At 55.6% G+C, this 16,025-nt stretch carries 14 protein-coding genes; 8 read left to right on the top strand and 6 right to left on the bottom strand.

The window, feature by feature from the left end; genetic code table 11:
* Window positions 1-6 precede the first annotated feature (6 nt).
* Both AB2B48_RS08420 and AB2B48_RS08415 read left to right on the top strand, forming a co-directional pair.
* Window positions 7-666 carry a fumarylacetoacetate hydrolase family protein gene (locus AB2B48_RS08420; protein ID WP_368301529.1) on the top strand — a complete coding sequence of 220 codons (660 nt, stop codon included), beginning with the start codon at window positions 7-9 and terminating at the stop codon, window positions 664-666.
* A 93-nt stretch (window positions 667-759) separates the two neighbouring features.
* Window positions 760-1,206, top strand: coding sequence for a YcgN family cysteine cluster protein (locus AB2B48_RS08415; protein ID WP_185667681.1), 447 nt, complete (start codon window positions 760-762; stop codon window positions 1,204-1,206).
* Between the two features lie 255 nt (window positions 1,207-1,461).
* Here the strand turns inward: AB2B48_RS08415 and dsbB are convergent, their stop codons facing one another.
* Window positions 1,462-1,992, bottom strand: a complete 531-nt coding sequence (dsbB, locus tag AB2B48_RS08410; RefSeq protein ID WP_185667682.1) for a disulfide bond formation protein DsbB — start codon at window positions 1,990-1,992, stop codon at window positions 1,462-1,464.
* Between the two features lie 146 nt (window positions 1,993-2,138).
* Window positions 2,139-3,683: a Na(+)/H(+) antiporter NhaB gene (gene nhaB, locus AB2B48_RS08405; RefSeq protein WP_185667683.1), complete on the bottom strand. Its 1,545-nt coding sequence runs from the start codon at window positions 3,681-3,683 to the stop codon at window positions 2,139-2,141.
* 211 nt (window positions 3,684-3,894) lie between these two features.
* On the opposite strand from nhaB, the gene fadR reads away from it, so the two are divergent.
* The gene (fadR, locus tag AB2B48_RS08400; RefSeq protein WP_368301528.1) at window positions 3,895-4,614 is read left to right on the top strand and encodes a fatty acid metabolism transcriptional regulator FadR; all 720 of its coding nucleotides are present in this window, start codon (window positions 3,895-3,897) and stop codon (window positions 4,612-4,614) included.
* Between the two features lie 120 nt (window positions 4,615-4,734).
* Here the strand turns inward: fadR and AB2B48_RS08395 are convergent, their stop codons facing one another.
* Complete coding sequence (locus AB2B48_RS08395) at window positions 4,735-6,267, bottom strand: SpoVR family protein (RefSeq protein WP_185667685.1); 1,533 nt, start codon at window positions 6,265-6,267, stop codon at window positions 4,735-4,737.
* Between the two features lie 320 nt (window positions 6,268-6,587).
* On the opposite strand from AB2B48_RS08395, the gene AB2B48_RS08390 reads away from it, so the two are divergent.
* Together AB2B48_RS08390 and dadX are read left to right on the top strand one after the other, a co-directional pair.
* The gene (locus AB2B48_RS08390) at window positions 6,588-7,886 is read left to right on the top strand and encodes a D-amino acid dehydrogenase (protein WP_333497464.1); all 1,299 of its coding nucleotides are present in this window, start codon (window positions 6,588-6,590) and stop codon (window positions 7,884-7,886) included.
* A 9-nt stretch (window positions 7,887-7,895) separates the two neighbouring features.
* On the top strand, window positions 7,896-8,966 hold the full coding sequence (gene dadX, locus AB2B48_RS08385) for a catabolic alanine racemase DadX (protein ID WP_333010560.1): 1,071 nt from the start codon (window positions 7,896-7,898) through the stop codon (window positions 8,964-8,966).
* Between the two features lie 81 nt (window positions 8,967-9,047).
* Here dadX and AB2B48_RS08380 read toward each other — a convergent pair whose 3' ends face one another.
* Together AB2B48_RS08380 and ldcA are read right to left on the bottom strand one after the other, a co-directional pair.
* A complete protein-coding gene (locus tag AB2B48_RS08380) occupies window positions 9,048-10,781 on the bottom strand; it encodes a potassium/proton antiporter (RefSeq protein ID WP_220438853.1) in 1,734 nt (577 codons plus the stop codon).
* Window positions 10,782-10,876: 95 nt separating this feature from the next.
* Window positions 10,877-11,791: a muramoyltetrapeptide carboxypeptidase gene (gene ldcA / locus AB2B48_RS08375; protein ID WP_185667689.1), complete on the bottom strand. Its 915-nt coding sequence runs from the start codon at window positions 11,789-11,791 to the stop codon at window positions 10,877-10,879.
* A 93-nt stretch (window positions 11,792-11,884) separates the two neighbouring features.
* Here ldcA and emtA point away from each other — a divergent pair, with 93 nt between their 5' ends.
* The gene (gene emtA, locus AB2B48_RS08370) at window positions 11,885-12,496 is read left to right on the top strand and encodes a membrane-bound lytic murein transglycosylase EmtA (RefSeq protein WP_185667690.1); all 612 of its coding nucleotides are present in this window, start codon (window positions 11,885-11,887) and stop codon (window positions 12,494-12,496) included.
* Here emtA and AB2B48_RS08365 read toward each other — a convergent pair whose 3' ends face one another.
* The gene (locus AB2B48_RS08365; RefSeq protein WP_333010558.1) at window positions 12,497-13,228 is read right to left on the bottom strand and encodes a flagellar brake protein YcgR; all 732 of its coding nucleotides are present in this window, start codon (window positions 13,226-13,228) and stop codon (window positions 12,497-12,499) included.
* A 270-nt stretch (window positions 13,229-13,498) separates the two neighbouring features.
* On the opposite strand from AB2B48_RS08365, the gene AB2B48_RS08360 reads away from it, so the two are divergent.
* Window positions 13,499-13,753, top strand: a complete 255-nt coding sequence (locus tag AB2B48_RS08360; RefSeq protein ID WP_185667692.1) for a GlsB/YeaQ/YmgE family stress response membrane protein — start codon at window positions 13,499-13,501, stop codon at window positions 13,751-13,753.
* A 149-nt stretch (window positions 13,754-13,902) separates the two neighbouring features.
* Complete coding sequence (locus AB2B48_RS08355; RefSeq protein ID WP_368301527.1) at window positions 13,903-16,017, top strand: TonB-dependent siderophore receptor; 2,115 nt, start codon at window positions 13,903-13,905, stop codon at window positions 16,015-16,017.
* The last annotated feature ends 8 nt before the right edge of the window (window positions 16,018-16,025 follow it).

The following is a 16,025-nucleotide window of genomic DNA, read 5'->3' as shown; positions in this document are numbered from 1 at the left end:
AAAAGCATGTATCAGCATCATAACTGGCAGGGTGCTCTGCTGGATTACCCGGTAAGCAAAGTTGTCTGTGTTGGCAGTAATTATGCAAAACATATCCAGGAAATGGGCAGCGCAACGCCGGAAGAACCCGTCCTCTTTATCAAGCCGGAAACGGCGCTGTGCGACCTGCGCCAGCCGCTGATCCTGCCGCAGGGCCTTGGCTCTGTGCATCATGAAGTCGAACTGGCGGTACTGATTGGCAGCACACTGCGTCAGGCAACCGAAGACCACGTGCTGCAGGCCATTGCTGGCTACGGCGTGGCGCTGGACCTCACTCTGCGCGACATTCAGGGGAAGATGAAGAAGGCCGGTCAGCCGTGGGAAAAAGCCAAAGGCTTTGATAACTCCTGCCCGATCTCCGGCTTTATTCCCGTTTCCGCCTTTGAGGGCGACCCGCAGAATATTTCGCTGGGGCTGACCATCAACGGCGAAGTGCGCCAGCAGGGCAGTACGTCTGACATGATCCACAAGATTGTGCCGCTGATTGCCTATATGAGCCGCTTCTTTACCCTGAAACCGGGTGACGTTGTGCTGACCGGCACGCCGGAAGGCGTTGGCCCGCTGCACGCGGGTGATGAGCTTGAGGTGCAGTTTAACGGCCTGTCTCTGACCACCCGCGTACTGTAAGCCCTCCTTGCCGCCCCATTCGGGCGGCAAAACTTGCATCCCTGTGCCAGACTGGTTATAAGAAGCACCCTGATTTTTGATGTGGACATCCTGATGAGCGAATTACCTTTCTGGCAGAGCAAAACCCTTGATGAAATGACCGATGCGCAATGGGAGTCGCTGTGCGATGGTTGTGGGCAGTGCTGCCTGCACAAGCTGATGGATGACGACACCGACGAAATCTACTTCACCAACGTGGCCTGTCGTCAGCTCAACATCAAAACCTGCCAGTGCCGTAACTACGAACGCCGCTTCGAGTACGAACCGGACTGCATCAAGCTGACCCGCGACAATCTGCCAACCTTCGAATGGTTGCCGCATACCTGCGCCTATCGCCTGCTGGCGGAAGGGCAACCGCTGCCGCAGTGGCACCCGCTTATCACCGGTTCTAAAGCGGCGATGCACGGTGAGCGCATTTCCGTACGCCATATTGCGGTAAAAGAATCAGAAGTACATGACTGGCAGGACCATATCTTAAATAAGCCTGATTGGGCTAAATAAACCGCAATTTGCGGAACCATTCACTATTTTTATATTTCCTGCCTTAAATCCCTACGAAATTCTTATACCGGGCCGATAGAGACTAAAAGCGATTCGGTATAAGGACGCGTATGCGTAATCCAATAAAGCTGTTAATGCTGGCGTTGATTATTAATCTGAGCGGCTGGAGCCTGCTGTTTGCGGTGGGGTATGGGATATGGTCGTGGGTAGGATAGCTTGCCAGCCGCCTGCGCAAGGCCGCTGGCAAGGTCGTCATTAGCGGCCGAACAGGTCGCGTCTTTTCGGTTTGAACGGTTGGGCAATCAGCACCAGCAGCGCCACAATCAGATAGGCGGCAAAAATGCCGACCAGCCACTGCGGCATCTCCAGAGATAAGAATTCCCACTGACGAACAGAGCAATCACCTGATGCGACAAACACCTGCGGCAGCCACTTATCAAGCGGCAGCCAGCTTGGGAAGCGCGCCATAAAATCACAGGTCATAAACGGCGATGGGTGCAGCTGAATCATGGTGTGTTCCCAGGCTAACTGCAGACCGCGGAAGGCGCTGTACAGCCAGATAAGCAGGGCCACATAGCGCAGTGGACTCTTCGGCGCGATAGCGCCGACTAAGCCTGCACCCATAATCCCGAATAGCGCACAGCGCTCGTAAATACAGAGAACGCACGGCTTTAATAGCATCACGTGCTGGAACCATAATGCCACTAACTCAAGCGCAAAAGCGGTTAACGCCATTAATAACCAGGCACTGCGGCCACGTGAGCTCTGGTTTAAATATCGCAACATAAACATTTCCCTGGAACGTGCTTTGAAAGCGCAGTGTAAACGAAAACGATAGCCGTGCCATCGGGTGATACGCAATTATTCGTAAATAGCGATTCAACGCTCGAACAAAAGTTGTCGGCATTGAATCGCTGAGTCGTTATTCATCGCTATTGAGGTAAAACTAATAGCCCATTATTCATCATCCAGTCTATCGCCGGCTGTAGCGTAAACTCGACGCACAGCAGGCCGATAAGCGTCAGAACTAGCGTATAGGGCAGCGCCATCCATACCATTCTCCCGTAGGAGAGGCGAATCAGCGGCGCCAGCGCCGAGGTGAGCAGGAACAGGAAGGCCGCCTGGCCGTTTGGCGTCGCCACCGACGGCAGGTTGGTACCGGTGTTGATGGCTACCGCCAGCAGTTCAAACTGCGGCAGGCTGATAGCCCCGTTATCCAGCGCGGCTTTCGCTTCGTTGATATAAACGGTGCCGACAAACACGTTATCGGAGATGGACGACAGCACGCCGTTAAAGATGTAGAACAGCGAACGTTGAGCGTGCGGTGACGCTTGCAGAACGAAGTCGATAATGGGCGCAAAGAGATGCTGATCGATAATCACCGCCACCACGGCAAAGAAGACCGTAAGCAGAGCGGTAAATGGCAGCGCTTCGGTAAACGCTTTGCCAATGGCATGTTCGTCGGTGATGCCGGTAAATGCGGTAGCGAAGATAATCACCGACAGGCCGATCAGCCCCACCTCTGCCAGGTGCAGCGCCAGCGCCAGCACCAGCCAGACGCCGATGATGCCCTGGACAATCAGTCGCATTTTCTCCTGTGGCGTACGCTGCTGGCGACTGCGCTCGTCGAAATCGTGCAGAATTTTACGCACCGGGTCGGGCAGTTCAGCGCCGTAGCCGAAGACTTTGTACTTCTCGAGTAGCCAACAGGTCAGCAGGCCGCAGATAAACACCGGTACGGTGACCGGCGACATGCGCAGGAAGAACTCGCCGAAATGCCAGCCGGCGACTTTAGCAATAATCAGGTTCTGCGGTTCGCCGACCATCGTCATCACGCCGCCGAGCGCGGTTCCGACGCCGGCGTGCATCATCAGGCTGCGCAGGAAGGCGCGGAACTGCTCCAGCACCACGCGGTTGTGTTTGTCGATATGGCTATCGTCGAGCAGATCGTCATCGTCAGGGCGCGACGACACCACCCGATGATAGATGCTGTAAAAGCCCACCGCGACGCTGATAATCACGGCCACTACCGTCAGCGCATCAAGGAACGCCGACAGGAAGGCGGCGGCCACGCAGAATGCTATTGATAAAAGCCGTTTGCTGCGGATGGTGAGCAAAAGACGAGTGAAGATAAACAGCAATAGCTGCTTCATAAAGTAGATGCCCGCGACCATAAAGATCAGCAGCAGCAGCACTTCGAGGTTGGCAGCTATCTCATCGCGCACGTGCGCGGGTGAGGTCATGCCGATCAGTACTGACTCAATCGCCAGCAGCCCGCCGGGAATCAGCGGATAGCACTTCAGCGCCATCGCCAGGGTGAAGATAAACTCCACGACCAATAGCCACCCGGCGACAAAGGGATGAATTAAAAACACCAGCGGATTGATGATTAAGAAAATAATCAGCAGCAGCTTGTACCAGTCCGGTGACTGGCCAAGAAAGTTACGCCACAGCGCACGACCGTAAGAGATTTCCATGACAACCGTCTTCCTCCTGAAAAGATGTCATTTTTTACCATTAAATCAACGACACTGCCAGACATAGGCTGTCTGGCGGGGTTTTATGGGCAAAAAGAAATGTGAAAAATGAAACGCCGATCCCTTTTTAATTCGTTGGCCATGCTATCTGCTCTATGTTGCCTCTGGTATGATGAGTCTAATTGCAACGCTGTGTAATGGAATTATTACTATGGTCATTAAGGCGCAAAGCCCGGCGGGTTTCGCTGAAGAGTATATTGTTGAAAGTATCTGGAATAATCGCTTCCCTCCTGGGTCTATTCTTCCCGCTGAACGTGAACTCTCGGAATTAATTGGTGTGACCCGCACGACCTTACGTGAAGTGTTGCAGCGTCTGGCGCGCGATGGATGGTTAACTATCCAGCACGGTAAGCCGACGAAAGTGAATAACTTCTGGGAAACGTCCGGCCTCAATATTCTGGAAACGCTGGCGCGTCTCGATCACGATAGCGTACCGCAGCTGATTGATAATCTGCTGTCCGTGCGTACCAATATCTCGACCATCTACATCCGTACCGCTTTCCGTCAGCACCCTGAAAAATCGCTGGAAGTGCTCGCCAAAACGCGCGAAGTGGAAGATTATGCCGATGCCTTTGCCGAACTGGACTACGGCGTGTTCCGTGGCCTGGCATTTGCTTCCGGTAACCCTATCTATGGGCTGATCCTCAACGGCATGAAAGGTCTGTATACCCGTCTGGGGCGTCATTATTTCTCCAGCCCGGAAGCACGCAGCCTGGCGCTTGGCTTCTATCATGAGCTGGCGAAACTGTGTGAAGAGGGCGCGCACGATAAGGTGTACGAGACGGTGCGTCGCTACGGTCATGATAGTGGTGAGATCTGGCATCGGATGCAGAAGACATTGCCGGGTGATTTGGCGATCCATAGCCGCTAGTCAGTGCGCTAGTTTCATTCCCTGTAGGCCGGATGGCGCTTCGCTTATCCGGCCTATATCTGAAAGGAAAAGCAATCCCGGAGTCGGCGCTCCGCACCTCGTCCGGGCTACAATATTAGGTTACAGCGCATTTGGTCGCGGTGGGCAGCGCTCCAGCAACTCCACGCTGCCGTCCGCATTCTGCTGCTCCAGATGCACATCAAACCCCCACAAACGATGCACATGCTTGAGCACCTCACGACGCCCTTTATCCAGCGGCGCGCGGTTATGCGGCACATAGCGCAGCGTCAGCGAACGGTCGCCGCGCAGATCCACGTTCCACACCTGAATATTCGGCTCCAGATTGCTGAGGTTGTACTGGGACGAAAGCTGCGAACGAATCTCCCGATACCCTTCCTCATTGTGGATCGCTGAAATCTCCAGATAGTTATTACGATCGTCATCCAGCACCGTAAACAGGCGGAAATCACGCATGATCTTCGGTGACAGGAACTGGCTGATAAAGCTCTCGTCTTTAAAATCACGCATTGCGAAGTGCAGGGTCGTGAGCCAGTCCGAGCCCGCGATGTCCGGGAACCAATACTTATCTTCGTCCGTTGGGTTCTGACAGATACGCTTAATATCCTGGAACATGGCGAAGCCCAAGGCATACGGGTTAATGCCGCTATACCACGGGCTGTTGTATGGCGGTTGATACACCACGTTGGTGTGGCTGTGCAGGAACTCAAGCATAAAGCGCTCGGTCACTTTCCCCTCATCGTACAGATGGTTGAGGATGGTGTAGTGCCAGAAGGTCGCCCAGCCTTCGTTCATCACCTGGGTCTGTTTTTGCGGATAAAAATACTGGCTGACCTTGCGCACAATGCGCAGGATTTCACGCTGCCACGACTCCAGCAGCGGCGCGTTCTTCTCCATAAAGTAGAGCAGGTTTTCCTGCGGCTCAGACGGATAGCGGTGCGCCGACTCGACGGCTTTCTCTTCATCGCGCTTCGGCAGGGTACGCCACAGCATATTCACCTGGCTTTGCAGGTACTCCTCACGGCTCTTCTGCCGCGCTTTCTCTTCCTGCATGGAGATCTTCGATGGCCGTTTGTAGCGGTCCACCCCGTAGTTCATCAGCGCGTGACAGGAGTCGAGCAGGCGCTCCACCTCGTCCACGCCATAGCGCTCTTCGCAGTCGGCAATGTATTTGCGGGCGAACAGCAGGTAGTCGACGATGGAGCTGGCATCGGTCCAGCTACGGAACAGATAGTTGTTTTTAAAGAAGGAGTTGTGGCCATAGCAGGCGTGCGCCATCACCAGCGCTTGCATGGTGACGGTGTTCTCTTCCATCAGGTAGGCGATACACGGGTTGGAGTTGATGACAATCTCGTAGGCCAACCCCTGCTGCCCGTGCTTATAGCCGCGCTCGGTCTCAATAAATTTTTTGCCAAACGACCAGTGCGTATAGTTAATCGGCATCCCGACGCTGGAGTATGCGTCCATCATCTGCTCGGAGGTGATCACTTCAATCTGGTGCGGGTAGGTGTCTAACCGGTATAGCTTCGCCACCCGGTCGATCTCCGCCAGGTAGGTTTCGAGCAGCGGAAACGTCCAATCGGGTCCATCGCTCAGACGAGTGGTGTCCTTATTCATCGAGTCAATCGTAGCCATTAGCGCGCCCTCATTGTTGGCGACTCTCTCTGTCTGGAGAGCCTCTCTTCAAGAATAGAACACCGCAGAAATTCTGTAACAAGCGCCATTTCTTTTCTTCATGATTTATTCATTTTGATAGCGATTATTTTTCATATTTGCAGAGTTTTATGCTGACAAAAAATAGAGGGTAGCAGGAGATGTCAAATTCTCTGCTACCCCGCGTGGTGGGCGCTCTGTGAGGTAAGTCACCATAAAAAAAGCATATGTTGAATAATATTTTCATCTGGGTTATCAATTTGTAATTAGATGATTGTTCTTTTACTCATTCTGGAGTGGCTATGCACATTGTCATACTGGGAAGTGGCGTGGTTGGCGTAACCAGCGCCTGGTATTTAAGTCAGGCGGGGCATCAGGTTACGGTGATCGACAGGGAAGCCGGTCCGGCGCTGGAAACCAGCGCGGCTAACGCGGGGCAAATTTCACCGGGCTACGCTGCGCCGTGGGCCGCACCTGGCGTGCCGCTGAAGGCGATTAAATGGATGTTCCAGCGCCACGCGCCGCTGGCGATCCGTCTGGACGGCACCGGCTTCCAGCTGAAGTGGATGTGGCAGATGCTGCGTAACTGCGACACCCGTCACTACATGGAAAACAAAGGGCGGATGGTGCGCCTGGCTGAGTACAGCCGCGACTGCCTGAAAACGCTGCGTGAAACCACCGGTATTGCCTATGAAGGACGACAGGGCGGCACGCTGCAGCTTTTCCGTACCGAACAACAGTATGAAAACGCCACCCGCGATATCGCGGTGCTGGAAGATGCGGGCGTCCCGTATCAACTGCTCGAAGCCTCACGCCTGGCAGAGGTTGAGCCGGCGCTGGCGGAAGTGGCCCACAAGCTGACCGGCGGCCTGCGTCTGCCGAATGATGAAACCGGCGACTGTCAGCTCTTCACCCAGCGACTGGCGAAAATGGCCGAACAGGCAGGCGTGACGTTCCGCTTTAATACCCCGGTTGACAGCCTGATTCAGGAAGGCGATCGCATCGTTGGCGTGAAGTGCGGTGACGAACTGGTGAAAGCCGATGCCTACGTGATGGCCTTCGGCTCTTATTCAACCGCGATGCTGAAAGGGCTGGTGGATATTCCGGTTTACCCGTTAAAGGGCTACTCGCTGACCATCCCTATCGTCGAGGAGAGCGGTGCGCCGGTGTCGACCATCCTCGACGAAACCTACAAAATCGCCATTACCCGCTTTGATAACCGTATCCGCGTGGGCGGCATGGCAGAAATCGTCGGCTTTAACACCGAACTGCTGCAGCCGCGCCGCGAGACGCTGGAGATGGTGGTGGGGGATCTCTTCCCGCGCGGCGGCAAAATCGAAGAGGCCACCTTCTGGACCGGCCTGCGTCCAATGACCCCAGACGGCACGCCGGTGGTGGGTAAAACCGCGTTTAAAAATCTGTGGCTCAATACCGGTCACGGCACGCTGGGCTGGACCATGTCCTGCGGATCCGGCCAGTTGTTGAGTGATTTAATGTCTGGCCGAATGCCGGCTATCCCCTATGATGATCTTAGCGTTGCACGCTATTCGCCGGGCTTTACCCCGGCACATCCTCAGCATTTGCATGGCGCACACCAATAAGGAGAACGCATGTCACGTCCCGTGCTCGCCACGATTGATTTGCAGGCGCTGAAGCAGAATCTGAGCATTGTCCGCCGGGCGGCGGGCGGTGCTCGCGTCTGGTCGGTGGTGAAAGCTAACGCCTACGGCCACGGATTGGATCGCATCTGGAATGCGCTGCGGGAAACCGACGGCTTTGCGATGCTCAACCTTGAAGAGGCGATTTTGCTGCGCGAACGCGGCTGGAAAGGGCCGATTCTGCTGCTGGAAGGTTTCTTCCATGCCGATGAGCTGGAGCTGTTTGATAAGTACCGCCTGACCACCAGCGTACACAGCAACTGGCAGATTAAGGCGCTGCAGAACGCGCGTCTGCATGCGCCGATTGATGTCTATTTGAAGGTCAACAGCGGCATGAACCGCCTCGGTTTTGCGCCGGAGCGCATCCACACCGTGTGGCAGCAGCTACGGGGTATCAGCAACGTTAGCACCATGACGCTGATGTCGCACTTTGCCCAGTCGGAGCTGACCGACGGCGTGGCGGAACCGATGCAGCGTATCGAACAGGCCGCTGAAGGGCTGGAGTGCCCGCGCTCGCTCGCCAACTCGGCGGCAACGCTCTGGCACCCCGAGACCCACTTTGATTGGGTGCGGCCGGGCATTGTGCTCTACGGTGCTTCGCCGTCCGGGCAGTGGCAGGACATTGCCAACACCGGGCTGAAGCCGGTGATGAGCCTCAGCAGCCAGATTATTGGTATTCAGACTCTGAAGCCGGGGGATGCCGTGGGTTACGGCGGCCGTTACCGCGCCAAAGAGGAGCAGCGTATCGGGATTGTGGCCTGTGGTTATGCCGACGGCTATCCGCGTATTGCTGCCAACGGCACGCCGGTGCTGGTGGACGGTATCCGAACCGGCACCGTCGGGGCTATCTCGATGGATATGCTGGCGGTGGATTTAACGCCGTGTCCGCAGGCGGGAATTGGTACGTCGGTTGAGCTGTGGGGGCAGGAGATTAAAATTGATGAAGTGGCCGCCAGCGCGGGCACCGTCGGGTACGAGCTGATGTGCGCTCTGGCGCCGCGCGTGCCTGTTGTGACGGTGTAACTTTTGTAAGATTGCCCGGTGGCGCGTCGCCTACCGGGCCCGTAGGCCGGATAAGCGCAGCGCCACCCGGCAACGACCAGACTACTCGGTCTCTTCCTCGGCCACCCGCACGCCGACCTTCAGCACCTGATTTTCCTCTTTCTCCGCTACCGTCCACACCATACCGGCAAACTCCACCTGGTCACCCACGACCGGTGCTGCCCCCAGCAGATGTTCGACGATGTCTCCCAGCGACTGCTGGTTATCGCGGAACTCTTCACCGCCGTCGAGGCCATAAATCATGGCTACATCGGCAAACTTCGCCCCGGCTTCAAGGATAAAGTCGCCGAAGAAGCTTTGATCCAGCGCGACCGGCGGTGACTGGCTGAACATTTTCCCGAGCGACGGCAGGTCTCGTTCGCGGCCAATGACGCACAGAATATCGTTTTCCCGCAGGCGGGTGCTGCCGGTTGGGTGCAGCAGCACGTTATCGCGGAACAGCGCGGCGATCCGCGTTTCCGGCGGCATATGCAGGTCACGCAGCGCAGCGCCGACGCACCATTTCTCGGCGCTCAGTTGATAGACAAACTGCTCCCACGGATTTTCCGGGTGAATATCCAGCCCGACGCGCGAGATAGGCCAGCCAACCGGTGGCACCACCACTTTGGCTTTTTTCGCCGCCCAGGAGAGCGAGGTGCCCTGTAACAGCAACGACACCAGTACCACAAAGAAGGCGACGTTAAAGAACAGGCGCGCGTTCTCAAGCCCAGCCATCATTGGGAAGACCGCCAGAATGATCGGCACCGCGCCGCGCAGGCCAACCCAGCTGATAAACGTGCGCTCGCGCAGATTAAAACCGCGGAACGGCAGCAACCCGGCGAACACCGACAGCGGACGGGCGATAAAAATCATCCAGATGGAGAGCAGCAGCGCCGGAATGGCGATCGGCAGCAGGTCAGACGGCGTTACCAGCAGCCCCAATACCAGGAACATCGCAATTTGCGCCAGCCACGCCAGACCATCGAAGTTCTGCAGAATGCCAAAGCGGTTGCGAATTGGCCGGTTACCGAGCAGGAAGCCGCACAGGTAGACCGCCAGAATACCGCTGCCGTCGAGCGAGGTGGTGACGGCGAAAATCATGATCCCGCCGCTAAGCGCCAGCAGCGGATAGAGCCCGGCGGGCAGGGCGATGCGGTTGATCATCTGCAGCAGCAGATAGCCGCCAGCGCCGCCAATCAGAATCCCCAGACCGAACTGTTGAATAATGTGCACGAGGAACATCCAGCTCAGCCCGCTTTCGTGCTGCTGGATCATCTCGATAAGCGTAATGGTGAGAAACACCGCCATCGGATCGTTACTGCCGGACTCGATTTCAAGGGTTGAACCTACACGTTCGTTCAGCCCTTTGCCGCCGAGCAGTGAAAACACCGCCGCCGCGTCGGTTGAGCCGACAATCGCGCCAATCAGCATCCCTTCCATGATATCGAGCTTGAACAGCCACGCCGCCATCATCCCGGTCAGCCCGGAGGTGATCAGCACCCCGACGGTCGCCAGCGACAGCGCCGGGCCTAAGGCGACGCGAAAGGAGCTGGCCTGGGTGCGCATCCCGCCGTCAAGCAGGATCACCGCCAGCGCCAGGTTACTGACCATATAGGCGAAAGGGTAGTTATCGAAGGGAATACCGCCGATGCCGTCAACGCCCGCCAGCATGCCGATGGCTAAGAAGATAACCAGAATAGGGATACCGAGACGGGAAGAAAATGAGCTTAAGAGAATACTGCAGGTTACTAAGACTGAACCCAAAATAAAGAGACTAATGACTGCCGTGGCGTCCAATGTTCACGCACTCCCCGATAACGTACAAGCTAGTTACAAAACGTTACCATAATTGCGGCGTGAACAGTGGATTAATAAAGGGTGATTATTGTTTTTTATTCAGCTATTACCGGATGTCCGGTGATGATGAGGCGGGATTGCCCCGCCGAGTGACAAAGTTGCGCCTGCGCGCCGAGCGCCAGCGTCACCGTCCGCTGTTCGTGACCAAAGTCGAGACCGCTGATGACCGGAATCGACAGTCGTGAACGTAGATAGTCGTACATCGACTCAAGCGAGTACCCGGCGTCGTAATCATTCGGGTTCGCACCGGTAAAGCTGCCCAGCACAATCGCGCGCTGGCGTGGCAGGATCCCAGCGTACAGCAGCTGTAACAGCATACGTTCAACGCGGAACGGGTGTTCATTAATATCCTCAAGCACCAGAATACCGTCGCGAATTTCTGGCATCCACGGCGTGCCGATAAGCGAGGCGATCATCGCCAGGTTGCCGCCCCACAGCGTGCCCGCGGTTTCGCAGTCGGGGCCATCTCCCTGCCATTCCACGCTATAGCTCGGCTGGCGCAGCGCCTTCCAGAAGTGCTGCTCGGTAAAGTCGTTCAGCGTCTGTGCACCGAAGTTTCCCGCCAGCATCGGGCCGCTAAAGGTGATGACGTTGCCAGCGGCCAGCAGACCAAACTGAATGGCGGTGAAATCGCTGTGGCCACAGATCAGCAGCGGATCCTGCTGTTGACGGGCAACCAGCGCCTGCCAGTCAATGCTGTCCAGCAGGCGGCTCGCGCCATAGCCGCCGCGCACCGGCATGACGATACGGTTCTTGCCCTTAAGGGTCGCCAGCGCGTTGATATCGTGCAGGCGCTCAGCCTCCACCCCGGCAAAACGGCGGTCACGGCGGGTGATAACCTGCTGATTTTCCACCTGATGCCCGGCCTCTTCTAATCGCTTAACCCCGCACTGTGCGGCAGACTGATTGATGCAATAACCGGAAGGGGCGACGAGATGAAACTGAGACATGGCATTTCCTTGCTGATAGTGAAACGAGTATCATGCCGCCTGAGCCCATGGTTGTCATTAACGGCGGCACAGTTCAGCTAAAAGGATAGATGCGTGAAATTGAGATGGTTTGCTTTTTTAATTGTATTACTTGCAGGGTGCAGTTCTAAATCGGATTACCGTAACCCGCCCTGGAATCCCGAAGTGCCGGTGAAACGAGCAATGCAGTGGATGCCTATCAGCGAAAAAGCCGGTGCGGCCTGGGGCGTAAGCCCACGCCTGATAACCGCGATTATCGCCGTAGAGTCCGGCGGTAACCCGTCGCTTGTCAGTAAATCGAACGCGGTGGGTCTGATGCAGCTGAAAGCCTCCACCTCAGGTCTGGACGTCTACCGCTACATGGGCTGGAGTGGGCAGCCGTCAACCAGCGAGCTGAAAAACCCGGAACGTAATATCTCGATGGGTGCCGCTTATCTGAGCATTCTGGAACACGGTTCGCTTGCCGGGATCACCGACCCGGAAGTGATGCAGTACGCGCTGGTGGTATCGTATGCCAACGGTGCAGGTGCGCTGCTGCGCACCTTCTCATCGGACCGTAAAAAGGCCATTGCGAAAATTAACGACCTGGATAAGGACGAATTCTTCGACCACGTGGTGAAGAACCACCCAGCACCGCAGGCTCCGCGCTATATCTGGAAGGTGCAGAAAGCGATGGATGCGATGTAATCAGCGGACGTTATTCGCCCGTTCACGCGCTTCACGCTCCAGCGAAAAGATAATGCGCTGGAGCGAGCGCTCAAGCCCCGGATTCATATGCAGGAAACGGAAGCTTAAGCGCGGCGTGACGATAGTTTCATTCTTGCTGTCCACCACCTTGCGTTCGCTGATTGCCAGCAGCTGCGCATCAAAACGAAAACGCCCCCACTGCGCCATATCCAGCTCGATCTCTTTGAGCTCCATTCCCGGAATCAGGCCGCCAGGCGGCGGTGCATCCAGCAGTGCGCCCATGCCGCCAAGCGACAGATCGAACAGCCGAAAGCGCAGCGTGCTTTTATCCGGCAGCGTGGCCTTGCCGAAATAGGGTGGGTGCAGCGGCGCAGGAATGCGGAAAAACTCGCGACGCTGAATAAACCAGACCGTCGGCGGGGTAGGCATGACGAAGGCGGGCAGACTTTGATAATCCTCCACCTGCATTTGCGGCACCGTAAACTCTATTTTTGCGCCGTTGGTCTCCGCGACCATAGTAATGTTTTTGGCCGAGCGGGCCGCCACGTTGTCCTCATCACGGCTGCCGAAATCGATAACCAGACGCTGCTGGCTGACATCAAGAATACGACTAATAAACTGGCGGGACGACCAGCTGACGCGCAGCGCGGCGTTAGCCTGCTGAAGATCGCGCAGCACGTTTAAAACGGCTAATGGGTTTTGCTTTAAAAACTGTGTGTTGTGCTCACTCACCTGGAATGGCTCCTGAATGGCAGAGGCTTTATCTTTTATCGGCTTACAAAAACATAACTTCAGCACCCAAATGAAAAAAATTAACATCTTCGCAGCTTTTGGCTGCTCAAAGCACTTAAGACAGTGCTTACGTCAATATTCGTATTTATCCGTATAAAATATGATCGCCTTGCCAGGTTTTTTAAGAACAATTACCTATACTTGAAGTATTAGCGGCGCAGAATGTCGGCGCTTTTATGGCTGTTTAATGGAACTGAAGAGGTGGGAAAAATGGGTATTATTACCTGGATTATTTTTGGTCTGATTGCCGGTGTTATTGCCAAACTGATTATGCCGGGGCGTGATGGGGGCGGATTTATCCTCACCTGCATCCTGGGGATAGTTGGTGCGGTGGTGGGCGGTTGGTTAGCGACCACGTTTGGCCTCGGCGGCAGTGTCACCGGTTTTAACCTGCACAGCTTCCTGGTTGCCGTCGTCGGCGCCATCGTTGTGCTGGGGGTTTTCCGCCTGATTCGCCGCGAATAATCATGTTTCTCAACGGCCCCGCAAGGGGCCGTTCTTCGTTTAATCCCTCGCGTTCCCCCCATTTCGTCGTTGTCTTCATTTTTATATTGAACTATAAACACAAATGATAATAATTATCGTTCTTTGTTATGATTGAGTTCACCTATAAAATGAAAAGAACCGTTTTTCGTCGTTGTACGCTGTCAGGGATGATTGCCGTTGCCCTTTCCACGTCAGCCTGGGCTGATAAAAATGAAACCACGATGGTCGTTACGGGCTCAGGCGAGAGTAGTGAACTCCCGGCCTGGACCAACAGCGCCACTAAATCTGCGGTGGCAGAGAGCAAAACGCCGCAGGTGATCAACACCATCAGCCAGCATGAAATCAGCGAGCGGCACGCGACGTCGATTAATGAAATTCTGCGCTATGCGCCGGGCGTATCGACGGAATCTCGCGGTAGCACCACCTACATGAGCGAATACAAAATTCGCGGCTTTACCGTGGATAACGAATTCTATAACGGCCTGCAGCTGCCTTATAACGTCACCGGCAATACCAAAGCGCGTATTGACCCGCTGCTGATTGAGAGCGTGGATATTCTCAAAGGGCCATCCTCCGTACTGTATGGCAACGGCTCACCGGGCGGGCTGGTGAATATTCAGGGCAAAAAACCGCAGACTACGCCTCGCACTGAGGTCGGCTTTAATACGGGCACCCGTAATCTGAAAGAGGGGTATCTCGACTCTACCGGGCGTATTGCCGATAGTGACTGGAGCTACCGCCTGCTGGGTAAAGCGATGGAGGGCGACGATCAGCCGCACACCACCCGCACGGAAGATTATCTGGTCGCACCGAGCGTCACCTGGCAACCGAGCGATAGAACCCGGCTGACCATTGACGCGTTGGCGCAAAACACCCCGAGCTTAACGCCGTCCAACCCGCTGCCACTCTCTTATTTGCGCTCAACCTATGCCGACAAGCGCGATTATGCTGGCGATAAATGGAACAAATTTACGCAGCGCCAGTGGATGGTGGGCTACAGCTTTGAGCATGAGTTTGATAGTGGTTGGGGCATTGCGCAAAAAGCGCGCTATTTTGATATCGACAGCCACCAGAATAGCATCTACTCGACGGGGAACGCGGGCCATCCTGTTTACGAATTAGAGCGTTTCGCCTATACCACCGATGAAGACCTGCATAGCTTCAACATCGATAACCAGGTGACGCGCACCTTCGCCTTTGGTGACTGGCAGCACCATCTATTGGCTGGGTTTGACTACCAGAAGCTGAACTCGCACTACCACTATCGCTATGCGCCTGCGGCTACGACGCCGGGTATTGATATGCGGAATCCAGATTTCGGTCTGGTCAATGAAGATGCGCTGGGGCTGTATACGGAACAGAAAAACCGTCTCTCCTACAGCCAGAAAGGGTACTACCTTCAGGATCAGGTTGAGTTTGGCGGCCTGAACCTGCTCGCCAGCCTGCGCTATGACCAATACCAGTCGGCCACCACCGATTACCTGAACGACAACCAGAAAACGTGGATTTCTCAGGATAGGGTAACGAAACGTCTGGGGGCGCTGTACGCCTTTGATAACGGAATTTCGCCGTTCATCAGCTATTCAGAAGGGTTTAAGCCGGTATCACCGGCACGTAACCTGACGGCCGATCAGGTGAAACCCACCACCAGTAAGCAGGTCGAGGGGGGCGTGAAGTATCTGCTGGCCGAATATGCGACCACCTTCACCGCCTCGGTGTTTAACATCAAGCAGAAAAACGTGCTGAGCCTCGATCCGAGCTGGAACTACCATCAGACCGGGGAGATTGAGTCGAAAGGGGCAGAGCTGTCGGCGGTTAGCCGGCCAACGGATAACGTCAACCTGATCGCCAACTACGCCTACACGCACGCCATTAACACCGAAGATGAAACCTATCAGGGTAAACGTCCGACGCAGGTACCGGAAAACACCTTTAACCTGTGGGGTGACTACACCTTCGATCAGCGCGCGGTACGCGGGCTGACGATAGGGGCCGGGTTGCGCTACACCGGGCCGATGGAGATTGCACCGGATAACACCGAGGGCAAGCTGGGTGGCACCACGCAGTATGATATGTCGGTGTCTTACGATATGTCGGCGGTGGACAGCAGCCTGGCAGGGCTGATGCTCAAGGCCAGCGCGCAAAACCTGACCAACAAAGAGACGTTGACCTGCTATGACAGCACCAACTGCTGGATTGGTCGTGACCGGACGGTGCAGGTAGGGGCGAGCTACACCTTCTGATCTGGACG

It is taken from the genome of Kluyvera sichuanensis (assembly GCF_040930405.1).
GTDB classification, from domain to species: Bacteria; Pseudomonadota; Gammaproteobacteria; order Enterobacterales; family Enterobacteriaceae; genus Kluyvera; species Kluyvera sichuanensis.
This window is presented reverse-complemented; position numbering and strand designations above follow the sequence as displayed.

Bases quoted from the DNA above. Each gene is read 5' to 3' on its own strand.
- AB2B48_RS08415 (WP_185667681.1), top strand. From the start codon at position 760: ATGAGCGAATTACCTTTCTGGCAGAGCAAAACCCTTGATGAAATGACC.
- AB2B48_RS08390 (WP_333497464.1), top strand. From the start codon at position 6,588: ATGCACATTGTCATACTGGGAAGTGGCGTGGTTGGCGTAACCAGCGCC.
- ldcA (WP_185667689.1), bottom strand. From the start codon at position 11,791: ATGTCTCAGTTTCATCTCGTCGCCCCTTCCGGTTATTGCATCAATCAG.
- AB2B48_RS08395 (WP_185667685.1), bottom strand. From the start codon at position 6,267: ATGGCTACGATTGACTCGATGAATAAGGACACCACTCGTCTGAGCGAT.
- dsbB (WP_185667682.1), bottom strand. From the start codon at position 1,992: ATGTTGCGATATTTAAACCAGAGCTCACGTGGCCGCAGTGCCTGGTTA.
- fadR (WP_368301528.1), top strand. From the start codon at position 3,895: ATGGTCATTAAGGCGCAAAGCCCGGCGGGTTTCGCTGAAGAGTATATT.
- AB2B48_RS08360 (WP_185667692.1), top strand. From the start codon at position 13,499: ATGGGTATTATTACCTGGATTATTTTTGGTCTGATTGCCGGTGTTATT.
- dadX (WP_333010560.1), top strand. From the start codon at position 7,896: ATGTCACGTCCCGTGCTCGCCACGATTGATTTGCAGGCGCTGAAGCAG.
- AB2B48_RS08355 (WP_368301527.1), top strand. From the start codon at position 13,903: ATGAAAAGAACCGTTTTTCGTCGTTGTACGCTGTCAGGGATGATTGCC.
- nhaB (WP_185667683.1), bottom strand. From the start codon at position 3,683: ATGGAAATCTCTTACGGTCGTGCGCTGTGGCGTAACTTTCTTGGCCAG.
- AB2B48_RS08420 (WP_368301529.1), top strand. From the start codon at position 7: ATGTATCAGCATCATAACTGGCAGGGTGCTCTGCTGGATTACCCGGTA.